At 45.9% G+C, this 15,210-nt stretch carries 21 protein-coding genes; 11 read left to right on the top strand and 10 right to left on the bottom strand.

The features are described 5' to 3' along the window. Positions 1–114: 114 nt before the first annotated feature. The 4 genes from ACXAC1_RS05845 (at position 115) to ACXAC1_RS05860 (ending at position 2,102) form a co-directional block, all read left to right on the top strand. Positions 115–996, top strand: a complete 882-nt coding sequence (locus tag ACXAC1_RS05845; protein ID WP_475059816.1) for a hypothetical protein — start codon at positions 115–117, stop codon at positions 994–996. Between the two features lie 123 nt (positions 997–1,119). Further along, positions 1,120–1,362: a nucleotidyltransferase domain-containing protein gene (locus ACXAC1_RS05850; RefSeq protein ID WP_475059819.1), complete on the top strand. Its 243-nt coding sequence runs from the start codon at positions 1,120–1,122 to the stop codon at positions 1,360–1,362. Continuing rightward, positions 1,352–1,456 (top strand): hypothetical protein, encoded by a 105-nt coding sequence (locus tag ACXAC1_RS05855; RefSeq protein ID WP_475063780.1) that lies wholly within the window; start codon positions 1,352–1,354, stop codon positions 1,454–1,456. Before ACXAC1_RS05850 ends, ACXAC1_RS05855 begins: the two co-directional genes overlap by 11 nt. Before the next feature lie 76 nt (positions 1,457–1,532). Beyond that, a complete protein-coding gene (locus ACXAC1_RS05860; RefSeq protein WP_475059821.1) occupies positions 1,533–2,102 on the top strand; it encodes a hypothetical protein in 570 nt (189 codons plus the stop codon). Between the two features lie 16 nt (positions 2,103–2,118). On the opposite strand, the gene ACXAC1_RS05865 is transcribed toward ACXAC1_RS05860, so the two are convergent. From ACXAC1_RS05865 to ACXAC1_RS05875, 3 genes are all read right to left on the bottom strand, one after another. Continuing rightward, positions 2,119–2,877, bottom strand: coding sequence for an EAL domain-containing protein (locus tag ACXAC1_RS05865; RefSeq protein WP_475059823.1), 759 nt, complete (start codon positions 2,875–2,877; stop codon positions 2,119–2,121). A gap of 106 nt (positions 2,878–2,983) precedes the next feature. Further along, on the bottom strand, positions 2,984–3,409 hold the full coding sequence (locus ACXAC1_RS05870) for a hypothetical protein (protein WP_475059826.1): 426 nt from the start codon (positions 3,407–3,409) through the stop codon (positions 2,984–2,986). Positions 3,410–3,648: 239 nt separating this feature from the next. Then, positions 3,649–4,548 carry a LysR family transcriptional regulator gene (locus ACXAC1_RS05875; protein WP_475059828.1) on the bottom strand — a complete coding sequence of 300 codons (900 nt, stop codon included), beginning with the start codon at positions 4,546–4,548 and terminating at the stop codon, positions 3,649–3,651. Between the two features lie 59 nt (positions 4,549–4,607). Between ACXAC1_RS05875 and ACXAC1_RS05880 the strand changes: the two genes are divergently transcribed. The 3 genes from ACXAC1_RS05880 (at position 4,608) to ACXAC1_RS05890 (ending at position 6,030) form a co-directional block, all read left to right on the top strand. Further along, entirely contained in the window at positions 4,608–5,318 is a 711-nt protein-coding gene (locus tag ACXAC1_RS05880; protein WP_475059830.1) for a carboxymuconolactone decarboxylase family protein, read from the top strand. A gap of 189 nt (positions 5,319–5,507) precedes the next feature. Beyond that, complete coding sequence (locus ACXAC1_RS05885; protein WP_475059833.1) at positions 5,508–5,756, top strand: type II toxin-antitoxin system Phd/YefM family antitoxin; 249 nt, start codon at positions 5,508–5,510, stop codon at positions 5,754–5,756. Beyond that, complete coding sequence (locus ACXAC1_RS05890; protein ID WP_475059836.1) at positions 5,746–6,030, top strand: type II toxin-antitoxin system RelE family toxin; 285 nt, start codon at positions 5,746–5,748, stop codon at positions 6,028–6,030. Before ACXAC1_RS05885 ends, ACXAC1_RS05890 begins: the two co-directional genes overlap by 11 nt. Positions 6,031–6,042: 12 nt before the next feature. Here ACXAC1_RS05890 and ACXAC1_RS05895 read toward each other — a convergent pair whose 3' ends face one another. The 7 genes from ACXAC1_RS05895 to ACXAC1_RS05925 all read right to left on the bottom strand — a co-directional run bounded on the left by ACXAC1_RS05895 (position 6,043) and on the right by ACXAC1_RS05925 (position 12,993). Further along, on the bottom strand, positions 6,043–6,828 hold the full coding sequence (locus ACXAC1_RS05895) for a hypothetical protein (protein WP_475059839.1): 786 nt from the start codon (positions 6,826–6,828) through the stop codon (positions 6,043–6,045). 42 nt (positions 6,829–6,870) lie between these two features. Next, positions 6,871–8,094: an organoarsenical effux MFS transporter ArsJ gene (gene arsJ, locus ACXAC1_RS05900; protein ID WP_475059841.1), complete on the bottom strand. Its 1,224-nt coding sequence runs from the start codon at positions 8,092–8,094 to the stop codon at positions 6,871–6,873. Positions 8,095–8,301: 207 nt separating this feature from the next. Then, the gene (locus ACXAC1_RS05905; protein WP_475063782.1) at positions 8,302–9,318 is read right to left on the bottom strand and encodes an ArsJ-associated glyceraldehyde-3-phosphate dehydrogenase; all 1,017 of its coding nucleotides are present in this window, start codon (positions 9,316–9,318) and stop codon (positions 8,302–8,304) included. A 28-nt stretch (positions 9,319–9,346) separates the two neighbouring features. Further along, complete coding sequence (arsB, locus tag ACXAC1_RS05910) at positions 9,347–10,366, bottom strand: ACR3 family arsenite efflux transporter (RefSeq protein ID WP_475059843.1); 1,020 nt, start codon at positions 10,364–10,366, stop codon at positions 9,347–9,349. A 12-nt stretch (positions 10,367–10,378) separates the two neighbouring features. After that, positions 10,379–10,750 (bottom strand): metalloregulator ArsR/SmtB family transcription factor, encoded by a 372-nt coding sequence (locus ACXAC1_RS05915; RefSeq protein WP_228190094.1) that lies wholly within the window; start codon positions 10,748–10,750, stop codon positions 10,379–10,381. Between the two features lie 125 nt (positions 10,751–10,875). Next, positions 10,876–11,808, bottom strand: a complete 933-nt coding sequence (locus ACXAC1_RS05920) for a LysR family transcriptional regulator (protein ID WP_475059846.1) — start codon at positions 11,806–11,808, stop codon at positions 10,876–10,878. A 96-nt stretch (positions 11,809–11,904) separates the two neighbouring features. Beyond that, positions 11,905–12,993: an NADH:flavin oxidoreductase/NADH oxidase gene (locus ACXAC1_RS05925; RefSeq protein WP_475059849.1), complete on the bottom strand. Its 1,089-nt coding sequence runs from the start codon at positions 12,991–12,993 to the stop codon at positions 11,905–11,907. A 331-nt stretch (positions 12,994–13,324) separates the two neighbouring features. On the opposite strand from ACXAC1_RS05925, the gene ACXAC1_RS05930 reads away from it, so the two are divergent. The 4 genes from ACXAC1_RS05930 (at position 13,325) to ACXAC1_RS05945 (ending at position 15,126) form a co-directional block, all read left to right on the top strand. Next, positions 13,325–13,885, top strand: coding sequence for a hypothetical protein (locus ACXAC1_RS05930; RefSeq protein ID WP_475059851.1), 561 nt, complete (start codon positions 13,325–13,327; stop codon positions 13,883–13,885). A gap of 73 nt (positions 13,886–13,958) precedes the next feature. Further along, on the top strand, positions 13,959–14,204 hold the full coding sequence (locus tag ACXAC1_RS05935) for a hypothetical protein (protein ID WP_475059854.1): 246 nt from the start codon (positions 13,959–13,961) through the stop codon (positions 14,202–14,204). Then, entirely contained in the window at positions 14,201–14,692 is a 492-nt protein-coding gene (locus tag ACXAC1_RS05940) for a hypothetical protein (protein ID WP_475059859.1), read from the top strand. The genes ACXAC1_RS05935 and ACXAC1_RS05940 overlap by 4 nt, the downstream gene beginning before the upstream one ends. 101 nt (positions 14,693–14,793) lie before the next feature. Next, complete coding sequence (locus ACXAC1_RS05945) at positions 14,794–15,126, top strand: DMT family transporter (RefSeq protein ID WP_133561143.1); 333 nt, start codon at positions 14,794–14,796, stop codon at positions 15,124–15,126. Positions 15,127–15,210: the final 84 nt, after the last annotated feature.

Consider the following 15,210-nt stretch of genomic DNA (forward strand, 5'->3'; position numbering starts at 1 on the left):
TCCAAGTGAATACAGAATAGTTACTTATTCATCGTTATGCAACTTGAACATCTATAGCCACTCCACAGATATTAGACAAGATGACTAACTAAGGGCTAAAGAGAAGGATCTAACTTGTTTTCTTATTATATTTGTACTGGTTATATGGGGCAGGCTGCTTACCTGTGGATTGGGGAAAGCGAATTTGAAGCCATACGAAATGCTCAAAAAGCACTTTTCTCAATTTCTGAGCTTGAGGAAAAATACAATCTGATTATTAGCGCTTATGCTGACTTAGAAAAAGAAATACACAGCACTAATATCGAGTATGTTTTACAAGGCAATGCATTGTTCGACCAGAATCACTTTTCTGCCAGAGATCGCTTGAATCTCAAAATCATGAGCTTGCTTACATCAATTCGGCTTTTCCAAGACAGAGCACCAAGCTGGCTATCTACTATTTCTGATGAGTCTAAAGAAGCCTTTTGCATTAAACGAAGCGAAATTTTTGACCAAAACATTGATTACCAATTCATCGAAAAGTTTAGAAATTACGCTCAGCACTATCAAACTCCAATCGATACCATTCGATATAAAGGTGAGTGGATAAATGATAGAGAAACTTTGAGATATACTATTAAAATCCAATCGTTTAAAGAAAAACTATCCAAAGCTAATACTTTCAGCTCATCTCTTTTAAATAAAATTGGCGACGATATTGATCTGTTGAAGTTGATAAGAAGCTATATTTCTCATCTTTCGGTCTTAACCAAGTTCTCTAGAGCTGAGCTAAATGAACACTACCTGAACAGCACCCAAATCTTCCAATCTTATATCAACGAATATAAAGCTGGTTTTGGCAACCCTATTGGCCTGAAGGGGTGTAAGTACTCTGTTGCAGAGCAGATAAATGTTGAAGAAATAAACATCTCAGAGAGGCTTCTACACTACATTGAAACAGCAAGATCAATCAGGGATGTTACACCTCAGCTAAAGAAGATTGAGATTTCCATTTAGGAGGCCTTATCTGGTCTAATTCAATTTGCAGCGCCTCAAAACCACACTTTCAGCATCAAATAGCTTAGGATAAAGTCATCTCACTTACGCTCCATCGCCCAAGGCCTAGAGGAAGCAATCGATTTGAATGACAGCATCACTGACAAGCTAGTTGCTTTAGCAACTGATGCCAAGAATATCTCTGCTCTGTGGCTATACGACTCGCGTGCTAAAGACAATCACCGTCCTGATAGTAATTATGATCTGGCGGTGCTGTTTACCGAGCGTGTGGATGATCCATTGGATCGCCGCCTGCGACCTGAACTACTGGCAATGGATTGGGCTACGCAATGCGCTTGTTCACGATTACCTAAACATCGACCCTAACATTGTCCGCTCCATCATTGCTCAGGGTTACTACCAGCAGATTTTTGAGTTTATAATTCTCGGTACAGATGCTTTAGAGTCTTTTAAGGACTAACAAGTTAGCCGCGTACAAGAAGCTTCTGGTATATTTACCCGCATTCGTAATCAAATGCTGTTTTTATGGAGCCATTATGAAAGGAATTCTCGCAACTGCCCCTGTTTTAATTCTACTTACAGGCTGTGCTAGTCAACCTGATGATTCATTACCTGCAATCCCAACTGAACCAACAGCGCCTTGTCTCGGGACAACTGACTTACCAGAGCATCTAGTCCCTTATTTCGATGAAATCACAGATCCTGAGTTATTGTCAGAAGCGCTGGGAGAGGAAGATCAAGGCAAGTTATGCCAAGGAAAAGTATATCAGGCAAAGGCTAATACAAAAGTTCCTGTCTACCGAGCTTGGAATAGCACGAACCCTGGCAGTCAATTTGGGCAATGGTGGTCATTTTACCAACCTAGTGGCTTAGTTGCCGATTACAGAAAAGAATATGAAATCTGTTACCAATGGTCCCCGTTAGACAAACTCGTTAACTGTCAATTAAGTGCTGGAAGCAAGATCGTCTTGGGGAATGGGCAAAGCGCTGTCTGCTCTGACTATCTGACTTATGGAAAGTCTGCCGCACAACAACTCTACTTATCTGAGGCTTCTGAGCAGACATTAAAGTGCGACGTGAAGAGCGCCGTTTTTTCGTGGCAATAATGTATACCAGTAAAACTCAACTCCAATTAATCTCAGGCAAGCCTTCAAAGGTAGGCTTTGCAAAGTAGTACCCTTGAAACAAGGTAACACCCAATTGAAGCAGCATGTCACGCTCTTCCGCTGTTTCAATTCCTTCTGCTATAACTAACATATCTAGCTCTTGAAGCATCTTTACACTCTGACGAACAATGATCTGACGTTTTTTGTCCTGATCAATATTTCGTATTAAATTCATATCTAACTTAACAAAGTTAGTTGATAAATGCGTTAAAAGTTCGAGCCCATTATAGCCAGCTCCGAAGTCATCAATCGCAGTCAAAAAACCTTGTTCAAGATAATGCTCAACGATATTGCGCAAGTGTTGTTTGTCGATGATCTGCTCATTCTCGGTAAACTCAAAGATAATACGCCTCTTATTAAAGCCGTATTTCTCGGCTGCCGCTAAAGTTGTTCGAATACACAACTCAGGGCGATAGACTGCATTCGGCATAAAATTAATACTGAGGTAAGCATCAATTCCCAACTTAGCTGCTAGTTGAATCGCTTTCACTCGACAACTTTGATCAAAACGATAGCGGTTGTCATCGTTCACTTGAGCAAACACCCAGCCAGCACCTTGCCCTTCTGGGCCTCTCGCCAACGCTTCATAAGCGAAAACACGCTTATGTGCCCAATCAATAATGGGTTGGAACGCCATCGAGAATTCGAAACCTAAATCACAGGCCTTAGCACATTGTTGACAGCTTAACTCAGCAAAGTCAGGTGGTTTCTGCATAGAATCGATTTCCTTGGCAAATAGTAGGCTTTTCTATAATTCGTTTAACATTAGCATATTCTTATCAGTAAGAGCTTCTTGGTAAAGAGCAGGGAAGCACCTACTTTCAAGAATATTTAGGTAACCTTACCGAGATCAAAGCCGTTAAACCAATAAAGCCAGCGGATACCCACAAACAAATCGCTAGACTATAATCCTGATACAGCCAACCTGATCGCAAAGTACCAATCAGGCGCCCCATGGCATTGGCCATATAGTAAAAGCCTACGTCAAGTGATACTCCATCTTTACCAGCGTAGCTGACAATAAGGTAACTGTGTAGGGAGGAGTTGATGGCGAACACTGCACCAAAAGCAAATAAGCCTGCGATCACGGCGAATTCAATCTGCCAATCAAAGGTTAAAGTGAGGGCAATGGGGATAATGCCAAGCACTAACTCCCAACTTAGGGCTTGGCGACCATCAGGTACTTTGCCAGAGGCTTTACTGGTAAAGCGTGGTGCGAAACCTTGGACAAAACTGTATGCAATCACCTATGCCGCTAGGAATCCACCATATATTGGCGGATCGCTGGCGAAGGATTGACTAGTGCTCCCATGAGATATTGATTCCGTTTATGAACAAAGTAAGTGGTTAACGCCTAACTTGATGATGACAGCAGAGATCATTCGCATTAGCTCTGCGGTACGGTTAGCGTAGCCCCATTCGTTATCGTACCAAGCGTACAGCTACACTTATGCCTGATTGATGACCATCGTAGACGAAGCGTCGATCACGCTAGCGCCAGCTCAGATTGGTCGACAAGCCCTGCTAAAAAATCGGCGACGCAGCGAACACGTTTGCTGTGGTGTAAATCGCTATGAATGACCAAATAAATGGGCTGGGTTAACTCGGGCAGTGTTTTTACACAACGGACAGGTTCGTTGTTGGCGACGATCTGAGGTAGAACGGCGATACCTAACCCCCCTTTGCAGGCGGCTAATTGCGTGGCGACTGATGTGCAACGTAACGCAGGCGTCGCGCTATGTAGCGCGTGGCTTAGCCATTTGGCGGGAGGTAAGTCCTGATAATGGTGATCCCAACCAATCGCATTATGGGGATCTAGCGTCAGCGTCTCAGGCAGTTGGCTTGATTGATACAGCCCATAGCGCAACTCGCCAATCCGCCGAAAGGTCACATTACCCTGAGTCGGCCTAGTCATACGTAAGCCTAGATCAGCATCGTGCCGATGCAGGTTGGCTGTGCGGATATCGGTCACGATCTCTAGGTTGAGTTCAGGATGTTGCTGTCTTAGCTGAGCGAGGTTGGGCAATATCAATTGCGTAGCGAGATTTTCTGCTGTGGCCAGACGCACCGTCCCAGAGATCACTGTATCCAATGCTTGCTTAGAAAATCCGAGTATGGCCGCTTCCATTTGCTCAGCATGGGCGACCAAGGCTAGACCTTCCTCCGTCAGTTCATAGCCAGTTTGCGAGCGTATGAAAAGCGCGATACCAAGGGCTTTTTCAAAGCGCTCAATACGCCGCGACAAGGTTGCAATGCCTAATTCCAACTGCTGGGCCGCCGCAGTGAGTGTGCCGGATCGCGCCAGCGCCAGAAAGACCCGCGAATCGTCCCAGTTCAATGCACTGCTTTCCATTTTTGAAAACCTATATTGATTTTTTGGCTGCATATTCGGTTTGTGAAAAATGCCATGCTACGCCTCTCAACGTCAAATAAACAGAGGTGGTTATGCATTCGGATCGTTATCAAATAGGTTGGCAAAAACTAGCAGAGATCGATGGGGCGCAAGGTGAGAAAGTGATTCAAGCGATGGAAGGTATTGCGCCGGACTTTGCCCGCTTGCTGATCGAATTCCCATTTGGAGATATTTACAGCAGAGAGGCGTTGGATCTAAAGTCTCGCGAGATCGCAACGATCGCGGCCTTGGCGGCGATAGGTAATGCTACGCCCCAGCTAAAAGTCCATATTCATGGCGCTCTCAATGTCGGGTGTTCGCCCCAGGAAATCATTGAAGTGATGATGCAAATGGCGGTCTATGCGGGGTTTCCTGCAGCACTCAATGGATTGTTTGCTGTTCAAGATATCTTGCAAGAGCGAGGCTTAAATCCAGACTCGGCACCGTTGCCTAGCAAGCAGTCGTTATCGACTCTAGCTGGCGGCTACTTCGCCACAGCTGAGCTTGCAATCACCGATGCTAGTCGAGTCGAAGAAACTAAAGCCGCTCTTAAGCAGCTATGTGAGCAAACACGTACGGAACCCGGCTGTCGCTTATTTGAGCTGCATGAAAATCCATATGAGCCGACTCAGCTTTTATTATGGGAGTGCTTCGCCACCGAAGCAGACTTCCATAAACATCATGCAATGGACTATACCAAGGCTTACATAGAACGAGGATTATCCGAAGTTGTTCGAATCCACCATAGTTATTTGATGCGTTGAGTTACTCCGACTCTTGAGCTTGTTACTGACTGAAATAGGTATTGGCGTCATCAGGGCTTTGCAGCACGATGACGCGTCTTAAATAGATTTATAAAACATAGAGTGGTCACTTCTGGGGATAGGAGGCTTGTTTAAAAAATAAACTATGCTTAAAATGACCGAATTTAAGACCTATTTAGAGAGCTTTTTATGACAACTCGAATCTTAGCTGATGTTGCTGCCAGCATCACAGAATTCAAAGTGAATCCAATGAAGGTGGCGTTAAGTGCCTACGGTGAAGCAGTGGCCGTTCTGAATCGCAATGAGCCTGCATTTTACTGTGTGCCCGCCGAGGCGTATGAATTAATGATGGATCGTTTAGAAGATCTGGAGTTAGTTGCCACAGCGAAAGGGCGCGAAAACGAGCCGTCGGTGGCGGTTAATATAGATGACCTATAAATTAGAGTTTAAAAAGAGCGCTTTAAAAGAGTGGTCCAAGCTTGGCGCGACGCTGCAAACTCAATTTAAGAAAAAACTGAAAGAGCGATTGGAGAATCCCCATATTCCGGCCGCTCAACTCTCAGGAGCGGATAACCTTTATAAGATTAAGCTTCGACAATCAGGCTATCGTTTGGTCTATAAAGTCGAAGATGATGTTGTGCTCGTTGCCGTACTTGCTGTGGGCAAGAGGGATCGCAGCGAGGTATATGGTAAAGCCATGGGGAGGCTATGAGTGCTTGAGTTATTACTTTGGTAGCTTAAACTTCTTTAACTCTGAATCGTGCAGAATTAAATTACCAAGCTGATTTAAATATTCCTTTGCCAAATTAGAGACGAATGCGTAAGCCTCATCTAATGTCATGGTTGGTGTTTTGGCGTTTTTAATTGCTGTTGTGAATCCGTGGCGTGATAGTAACCCTGAGTACTGGTACTTATTTGCAGTGAAGGTGAAAGAGCTTTTTGCGCTTTCATCTGGATTAAATGGTAACTTTGTTAAATGTGAAAAGTTTTTTAGAGTCTCAAATATTTTATACAAACCGACCCAGTCTAAAGGCATTTCAAAGTATTTTAACAGTAAATAAACATCTTCTCTTTCTGTTGCCAAATTTAGCATGTATGTACGAGGGTCTTTCTTTGATAAGTCCAACTCTTGTTGGATAGCTTCTATTGATAAGGTTTGAGGTGAGTTCAGAAGAGCCAAAATGTACTCTTTCTCAGGCTTTTGAGCTACTACTGGTGAGTTATTGAGCAGTAGCTTTTCTAGTGAAATCGGTAGATGTTTTTGGTCTAGTATTTTTGAAACACCATTAAATAATGAGGTTAATTCGTAACCTAACTGCCAAACTAGCTCAGGATCGTTCTGTTCTTCAAAGTAAACTGATGATAGTCTGAAGTCATCATTTCTACAGTCATGCCAATGATCAATCCCCCCATGGATGCCAAAGTATCTTGACCTCATGTGCTCTGAGTCTTGGCGTAATCTTTGTGGGTGTCCATTGATGCAAAACTGCCACTTCAAAATATCGTCCATTATTTATACCTCGGATCAAATGTTTTTCCATCAGAAGTGCTTTTAATATATAGCAGCTTCATTCCTCGGCAACCTCACCGAGATCAACGCAGTTAAACCAATAAACCCAGCTGAGACCCACAAGCAAACGGCTAAGCCGTAGTCCTGATACAACCAACCCGATAATAGCGTGCCAATTAGGCGGCCCATGGCGTTGGCCATGTAGTAAAAGCCGACATCAAGAGACACACCATCTTTGCCTGCGTAGCTGACGATAAGATAACTGTGTAGGGAGGAGTTGATGGCGAATATAGCACCGAAGGCAAATAAGCCTGCGATCACGGCGAATTCAATCTGCCAATCAAAGGTTAGGGCCAGAGCAATGGCAACGGGAATCACGCCGAGGGCTAACGCCCAACCAAGGGCTTGGCGACCATCGGGTACTTTGCCAGAGGCTTTACCGGTAAAGCGTGGTGCGAAACCTTGGACAAAACCGTATGCAATCACCCAAGCCGCGAGGAATCCGCCCACGTACCAATGATCCCAACCAAAAGTGCTGGCCAAGAATACTGGCAAAGCCACCACAAACCAGACATCACGAGCGCCGAACAAAAACAGACGAGCAGCTGAAAGGTAGTTTACCGCCGCACTTTTCGAGAAGATATCACCAAATTTTGGCTTATTCTTCGCTTTTCCGAGGTCCTTTTTCAGCGCTAACATGCTGGCAACCCATACCAGCGCAAGTGCGACGGCCATGCCTAATATCGCGCCTTTAAAGCCAAACAAGCTGAGTAATGCGCCGCCTAAAAAGAAGCCCACACCTTTCAATGCATTTTTAGAACCGGTTAGCAGCGCCACCCATTTATACAGCTGACCTTGAGCATCACTTGGCACAAGAAGCTTAATCGAGCTTTTGGCGCTCATTTTATTTAAGTCTTTGGCGATACCCGATAATGCCTGTGCGCCCATGACCCAGGGTACGCTTAAAAAGCTGGCGGGCACCAGCAACATGCTCAGCGCCACCACCTGCATAAACAGGCCAATATTCATGGTGCGATTTAAACCAAGACGAGCGCCCAACCAACCGCCGACAAGATTGGTCACCACGCCAAAAATCTCGTAGAACAAAAACAGCATGGCGATTTGCAGCGGGCTGTAACCCAAACCGTGGAAATACAGCACCACCAGCATCCGCAGTGCGCCGTCGGTTAAGGTAAACGCCCAGTAATTACCGGTCACCACCATATATTGGCGGATCGCTGGTGAAAGATTGGCTAGTGCATTCATTGGCGTTTGTTTCCAGAAATCTTGTGCGATGTTTGTTAGAGACGCTTAGGTTATGGCAAGCGCTAAGCCCATGGATGGGCGATCCGACCGTCACGCACAGGGATGTGCGTCGGTCGGCGCTGTCATAACTAAGTGTCTATTCTCAGGTTATCTTGCGCAGCCTGCGAGCCGGATCGAAGGCTGGATTTATCAATACAATAAGAAGAACTAGTTAGAGCTCTGATCCAAACGACCAACCATACGCATCAGCTCTGCAGTACGGTTGGCATAACCCCATTCGTTGTCATACCAAGCGTACAACTTCACTTGTGTACCATTGATGACCATGGTCGAAAGCGCATCGATGATGCTAGAGCGTGGGTCAGTTTTGTAATCCACCGATACCAATGGACGCTCTTCATAGCCAAGGATGTCTTTTAGCTCGCCCTCTGCTGCTTCTTTTAGGAAGCCGTTAACTTCCGCTTCGGTCGTTGGGCGGCTGACTTCAAACACACAGTCAGTTAGAGAAGCGTTGGCCAATGGTACACGCACCGCATGACCGTTTAGCTTGCCTTTTAGCTCAGGGAAAATATGGGTGATCGCGGTAGCAGACCCCGTCGTCGTTGGGATCAGGCTGGCACCACAAGCACGCGCACGACGTAAATCTTTATGCGGTGCATCCAAGATAGTTTGCGTATTGGTAATGTCGTGAATCGTGGTCATGGAACCGTGCTCAATGCCCAATTTCTCATGAATCACTTTCACCACTGGTGCTAGGCAGTTCGTGGTACAAGACGCTGCGGTAACGATTGGGTAAAGCGCTGGATCGTAAAGCTCTTGGTTAACGCCCATCACTACGTTTAGCACGCCATCTTCCTTCACTGGGGCGGTCACCACCACGCGTTTAACGCCTTGGTCAAGGTAAGCTTGTAGCAAGGCTTTGGTTTTCATCTTGCCGCTGGCTTCGATCACCACATCACAGCCTGACCAGTCAGTCTCGCCAATGGCTTTGTTCTGCGTGCAAGGAATACGTTGACCATTGATGATCATCTCGTTGCCTTCCGCAGTGGCTTCGTGGTGCCAACGGCCGTGAACAGAGTCAAACGTGATCAGATGTGCGAGCGTTGCCGCATCGCCTGCTGGGTCGTTGATCTGTACGAATTCCACATCATCCCAATCAAATGCTGCACGGAACGACAAACGTCCCATACGACCAAATCCATTAATGCCTACTTTAATTGTCATCATTACCTCGCGTATATCGCGTAAAAAATTAGTGAGTAAACCAGTGGCGTGTGCGGTTGGCGAACCACACCAAGCTCAGCATCACAGGCACTTCGACCAAGACCCCGACAACGGTCGCCAAGGCAGCCCCTGAATGCAAACCAAACAAAGAGATCGCTACCGCAACCGCCAGTTCAAAGAAATTAGACGTACCAATCATGCAAGCCGGAGCCGCTATACTATGAGACAAGCGTATCTTTCGAGCTACCCAGTACGTAATGGCGAAAATTACGTAGCTTTGAATTAGCAGCGGGATGGCAATCAATACAATGGCTTGAGGCTTCGCGAGAATGGTCTCTGCCTGAAAGCCGAACAACAGTACTACGGTAGTTAATAAACCAATGATGGACCAAGGCTTCAGCCTAGCCAGCCATTGCTGCAAACGTTGTGGGTTCTCCCCTCGATTCAAAGTACGACGAGTGAATGCCCCAGCGATTAAGGGCAACACCACATACAGCACCACAGACAGCGCTAATGTACTCCAAGGGACAGTGATGTCTGTGACCCCTAATAAGAATCCCGCGATCGGTGCAAAAGCGAAAATCATAATGACATCATTCACCGAGACTTGGACTAAGGTGTAGTTAGGGTCACCTTTGGTAAGCTGGCTCCAGACAAAGACCATCGCCGTGCAAGGCGCAACACCCAATAAAATCATGCCCGCGATGTATTCAGACGCGGTCTGAGGGTCGACCCATTCCGCAAAGAGTCCCTTAAAGAATAGCCAGCCTAGCAACGCCATGGTGAACGGTTTGACCAGCCAATTCACCACTAACGTCAGAACTAAGCCTTTCGGCTTTTTACCCACGTCTTTGATGGCTGCAAAGTCGACTTGTACCATCATGGGATAAATCATCAGCCAGATCAGTACCGCGATGATCAGATTAACGTGCGCATACTCAAAGCTCGCCACCATGGCAAACATATTCGGCAGCCACAGACCAAGAACAATCCCTGTGACAATGGCTAAAGCGACCCAGACACTCAAGTAACGTTCAAAGATGCCCATGTTAGTCACCCCTTACTCACAGCACGCATTTGTGCGTTCAGGGCGATCCCCCATACTCTCTAATCGAGCTAAGTCTGCGGCGATGGTCTCTAGGTTTTCGGCCACAGTGACTTGCAGAACCAGTTTTGCCCAGTCCGGCAAGGCTTCGTTGATGCTGTAAAACACCCACTGCCCTTGACGACGGTCCGTCAGCAGACCACAGCCTCGCAGCTGTGCCAGATGACGAGATACTTTCGGCTGACTTTCGTCGATGGCTTCCATTAATTCACAAACACAAAGCTCTCCTTGCAGCTGGATTAGCAGCATACTTTTGAGGCGCGTGTCGTCCGCTAGACATTTGTAAAATTGGATAGGGCTAATGTCTATTTCTGGTACTGAAGTCATATCGATTACTCACCATATCTTTAAAATCATATATATGAAATTAAGGATATATGAATAATCAAATATATTAAAGAGGCAGGGATAAAATTGAGGTCAATTTATCCGCAAAGCGGCCGCCATGCTCATCAAAGCAATGCTTCATAAGGGCAGGTTTGCGAGACTTGTGCGATCAATTGTCGAATCCAGCGTCGAAGTGGATCGGCGTGGGTACGCTCATGCCAGACTTGGAACAGGCGCACATTGGGAATCTCGATCGGGGGTTCGTGAACACGCAATTTAGGATTTTGCGCTGCGGCGCTATTCGCCACATGATCGAAGCACGTTGAGATCATTTCTGGACGATATTGTATTAAATGCATCGGTGATAGATGACTCGACAAGCCCGCCACCACATTGCGTTTCAAACCCTGTTGTTCTAGATGCAGATCAATGTCGCTGATTAAATCACCGGTTACTGAAATCACCACATGCTCGCACTTTAAATAAGCCTCCAGATCCAAGCTATCCCCAATATGAGGGTTATCCACAGAGGACAAGACACGATATGGTTTTTCACCAATAAACTGCTGACGCATAGTATCCGGAAGGTCCGTATAGAACCCAGCGATTGCTAAATCACATTGGCCATTTTCTAATTCATTGCGAGGTAACTCGCCACGGGTATTACGGATCACAAAGCGGACGTTTGGAGCACTTTGTTTGACGCTATCCAATAGATGAGCGAGATAACACATCTCAAAATAGTCATGAGTATAGATAATGATGCGATCATCGCGATGCTGAAAGTCCGGCTCAATTTGCGTGCTGTAAAAGGACTCCAAATCCGGTATCAACTCACCTAACTGACGAGCAAGATCGTGGGCTTTGGGGGTGGGGGTTAAGCCACGCGGTGCTTTGATAAATAACGGATCGCCCCACTCATCACGCAGCTTATTCAACTTATGACTTAATGCAGGTTGGCTAATGGACAGTAGCTTTGCTGCACGGGAGGCATTACGTTCTTGGTACAGCACGTGGAACAGCAACAGCAGATTGAGATCGCGACGCAGAATATTCATAGCAAGCACCTAATAAAAAACCGATGCAGGCCCTAGCCTACATCGGTGAAGTGTAACATGAGGCGAAACCTCACATGCGTTTGCAATAACGAGACCTTAGTAACGCTCTAACCAGTGCGCATAAGGCGCAGGCAAGGTCCAAGAAGGCTTTTCAACCTTCAGTGATTTGGCTAATTCATAGGTGTAATGGGGGTTCGATAAAAACGCACGACCAATCAGCACTTGATCCATTTGACCTTCGACAATAGCGCGCTCGGCATCGTTTGGCTGATCAAAGCCCCACGCTGATGACACCGGTAAACCAGTCTCACGGCGCACGCGCTCAGACACTTGTGCCAACATCGCAGGGCCCCAAGGGATATTGGTTTCAGCAATGGTAAAGCCGACACTGACGCTGAGCATATCCAAGCCTTGTTCTTTCATTTGCTGAACCAGCCAGATGCTTTCTTGCAAGGTTTCTTCATCACGACCGTCGTATTCCAGCACACCAAATCGAGCCGTCAGTGGCAAATGCTCAGGCCATACTTGGCGTACCGCTTTAAGGGTATCCAGTAAGAACTTGCCACGCCCTTCTTTGTCACCACCGTATTCATCGGTACGCTGGTTAGAATGAGACGAGAAGAACGACTGAGCTAGATAACCATGGGCAAAGTGTAGCTCTAGCCACTCATAACCCGCGTCCAGCGCGCGCTGCGCTGCATCAACGAAGTCTTGTGTGACACGCTCAATATCTGCCTTCGTCATGGCTTGAGGCTCTTTGCTCAAATGTTTGCCAAAAGCGATCGCAGACGGAGCAATGGTTTGCCAACCGCGAGGATCGTCTTCGGCAATGTGATCATCCCCATCCCATGGGCGGTTAGCGCTGGCCTTACGACCTGCGTGGGCAATTTGGATGCCCGGTACACTACCGTTGGCCTTAATGCTCTGCGCTACCTTCGCCAGTGCTTCAGCTTGCTCATCATTCCAAATACCCAGACAGTTTGGCGAAATGCGACCTTCTGGCGACACCGCCGTGGCTTCCACGATCACCAAACCTGCACCACCACGAGCCAACCCTGTGTAATGCACTTGATGCCAATCATTCGCCAGGCCTTCCTCGGCGCTGTACTGGCACATGGGAGGAATCGCTACGCGATTTTTCAGGGTGATACTTTTTAGTGTAAATGGAGTAAAGAGTTGTGCCATGGAGAGGCTCCTTACTCAATAGGTTAACTGACCGATAGGTCATGTTGATAGAAGCATCATACGGGTGTTTTATTATTCATAAATTTATATTTTTAAATAACAGCTATTCAATATTTGGATGGCTATAAGATGAGATTTCTCTAGCTGTAAGTTAGTTAAGCGAAAAGGTTTTGTAAGATTTCTTCAAAATAAAAGAATGTTCACTAACGAAAGGGTATCCTACATCGCTCTTATATTTGGTGATCGGAAAAGGAATTTTATGTACCCAGCCGCAGAACATGGAAATGAAAAACTTAGAAGTTAAATTTTAGCCAATAGCCACGAAATCTATGTGTATTCCTTTGAAGCCATGGATGAATTGGTCAAGCAACATGCGAAAGGCCGAAAAGCTATCATGGAGCAATGGGAGACGATCAAAAAGGGACCTGAGGCAGCTGCCAATTATGCGCCACTTATCGGTGATGGCGTAGTTTTAGGTAAATTAATGAAGGACCTAGGTGGCTGGAACGTTAAAGCCTACATTAAAAATTACGGTGGCAAACCGCATATTGTCATCAAAGGCTACCCAGGGCTTAGAAAGGTATTAACGGGCACTGTATATGGGATAGCCAATCCTAAAGTCATTAAAATGGGGCTAGGTAAGCACGCAGCCCAAGGCATCGCACGCCAAGGCGGTATTCTTTCCGTTGTGTTAATGACCGCCTATCGCGTTGCGGACTATGTGTTAACCGATGAAGCAACCTTAACTAGTCTCATTGGTAATCTTGCAGTCGATATTGTCAAGGTGGGTATCACAGTAGCCGGATCGTTTTTGCTTATTCAAGGAGCAGCTATATTCTTTTCATTAGCTATAGGCCCTATCGCGCGCCTGGAAGCTGGGGCCCCTTTTTAAAGATTATGAGGTAACCAATAGAGTGCTCGCTGGCCTGGATGAATTAGCCTTTAAGATGGGCATTGGAGCTCAGGTGTATCAATCCTATCTTGAATGGCAATATATCTCACGCTCCAAGCAAGCACTGACATTCATTGAAGACTTTATCGAAGAAACAGGGGAGAAGCTTGATAAAGCCCAGCAACGAGCCTTGGCAGCATTTCATGAAGTTCAAGAAACGGTGTTTGACTATATGGTGGACAGCGCGCAAAGAATTGTAGTTAAAACAGCTAATCATGTTATGAGTGATTTACTAAACTCAGGCAGGAAACTCAAATGAAGATCGAAGAAGAAAAACTGCCCGGTTTTACCTATTTTTTATTTGCCACAATTTTTCTGCTTGCTCTTAGTATATTTGCGATCATAGGTTTTTCGATCTTCTGCTATCATCTAGCCGATCACTTTATCAACAACACTTCAACGATTACCTTTGACCGAGGTGGGACTTTTGGTCTTGGAGGGGGGATTGGAGCAGTATCATTGGCGATGGGGGGAGTAATTGTTGGCTTATTGAGAAAAAAACTCACAGAAAAAATTCAAAAAACTCTTACCTTTGGCATGGTGATTGGTATCGTGATCATGCTTTCATTACCCATTATCAGCTCAATCGCTGTGAGCGTGTATGCCTATAACAAGGGCTATATTGATTGTGATGAAGCAGAGAAAAAAAATAGTTGGCCGATTTATAGAACAAACTATTACACCAAAAATGAAGCGACCTGCATTGAGCTGGTCGAAGAAGTCAAAAGAGACAGACCTTTTCTGTAGATCGCAGCCGATTTTTCCAATAAAAAGCTCCAACCGGAGCTTTTTTTATGGGGCGACTACGGCTCGTTACGTTATGTGTTTGCTTGTGAATGAGGAAGTATATGAAAACATGGATTATCTTACTGGTGGCGATTTTATCCGAAGTCATTGCTACCTCAGCACTTAAGGCGAGCGAGGGTTTTACTAAGCTTGGGCCAAGTGTACTGGTCGTAGTCGGCTATGGACTGGCGTTTTATTTCTTGTCTCTTACGTTAAAGGTCATGTCAGTAGGCATCGCCTATGCCATTTGGGCTGGACTGGGGATTGTTCTAACAGCCGTGATCGGCTGGTTTATGTTTGGCCAAAAGCTGGACACGCCTGCTCTGCTGGGTATGGGGCTGATCATCCTGGGGGTTATTGTGATTAATCTGTTTTCCAACGCGAACGGGCACTAATCCGTCATTTTACAGAGAGTTTTAGTATGAGCAGTCCGCATTAGCTCTTGAAGTTTCTGTACCAACTCAGCTTACATTCTGTAT

This window comes from Marinomonas sp. AWM4_232, from assembly GCF_056158325.1.

Coding starts and splice junctions, on each gene's coding strand:
- ACXAC1_RS05925 (WP_475059849.1), bottom strand. CDS start 12,993: ATGGCACAACTCTTTACTCCATTTACACTAAAAAGTATCACCCTGAAA.
- arsJ (WP_475059841.1), bottom strand. CDS start 8,094: ATGAATGCACTAGCCAATCTTTCACCAGCGATCCGCCAATATATGGTG.
- ACXAC1_RS05915 (WP_228190094.1), bottom strand. CDS start 10,750: ATGACTTCAGTACCAGAAATAGACATTAGCCCTATCCAATTTTACAAA.
- ACXAC1_RS05875 (WP_475059828.1), bottom strand. CDS start 4,548: ATGCAGCCAAAAAATCAATATAGGTTTTCAAAAATGGAAAGCAGTGCA.
- arsB (WP_475059843.1), bottom strand. CDS start 10,366: ATGGGCATCTTTGAACGTTACTTGAGTGTCTGGGTCGCTTTAGCCATT.
- ACXAC1_RS05940 (WP_475059859.1), top strand. CDS start 14,201: ATGAAGATCGAAGAAGAAAAACTGCCCGGTTTTACCTATTTTTTATTT.
- ACXAC1_RS05860 (WP_475059821.1), top strand. CDS start 1,533: ATGAAAGGAATTCTCGCAACTGCCCCTGTTTTAATTCTACTTACAGGC.
- ACXAC1_RS05895 (WP_475059839.1), bottom strand. CDS start 6,828: ATGGACGATATTTTGAAGTGGCAGTTTTGCATCAATGGACACCCACAA.
- ACXAC1_RS05890 (WP_475059836.1), top strand. CDS start 5,746: ATGACCTATAAATTAGAGTTTAAAAAGAGCGCTTTAAAAGAGTGGTCC.
- ACXAC1_RS05905 (WP_475063782.1), bottom strand. CDS start 9,318: ATGACAATTAAAGTAGGCATTAATGGATTTGGTCGTATGGGACGTTTG.
- ACXAC1_RS05920 (WP_475059846.1), bottom strand. CDS start 11,808: ATGAATATTCTGCGTCGCGATCTCAATCTGCTGTTGCTGTTCCACGTG.
- ACXAC1_RS05880 (WP_475059830.1), top strand. CDS start 4,608: ATGCATTCGGATCGTTATCAAATAGGTTGGCAAAAACTAGCAGAGATC.
- ACXAC1_RS05945 (WP_133561143.1), top strand. CDS start 14,794: ATGAAAACATGGATTATCTTACTGGTGGCGATTTTATCCGAAGTCATT.
- ACXAC1_RS05865 (WP_475059823.1), bottom strand. CDS start 2,877: ATGCAGAAACCACCTGACTTTGCTGAGTTAAGCTGTCAACAATGTGCT.
- ACXAC1_RS05885 (WP_475059833.1), top strand. CDS start 5,508: ATGACAACTCGAATCTTAGCTGATGTTGCTGCCAGCATCACAGAATTC.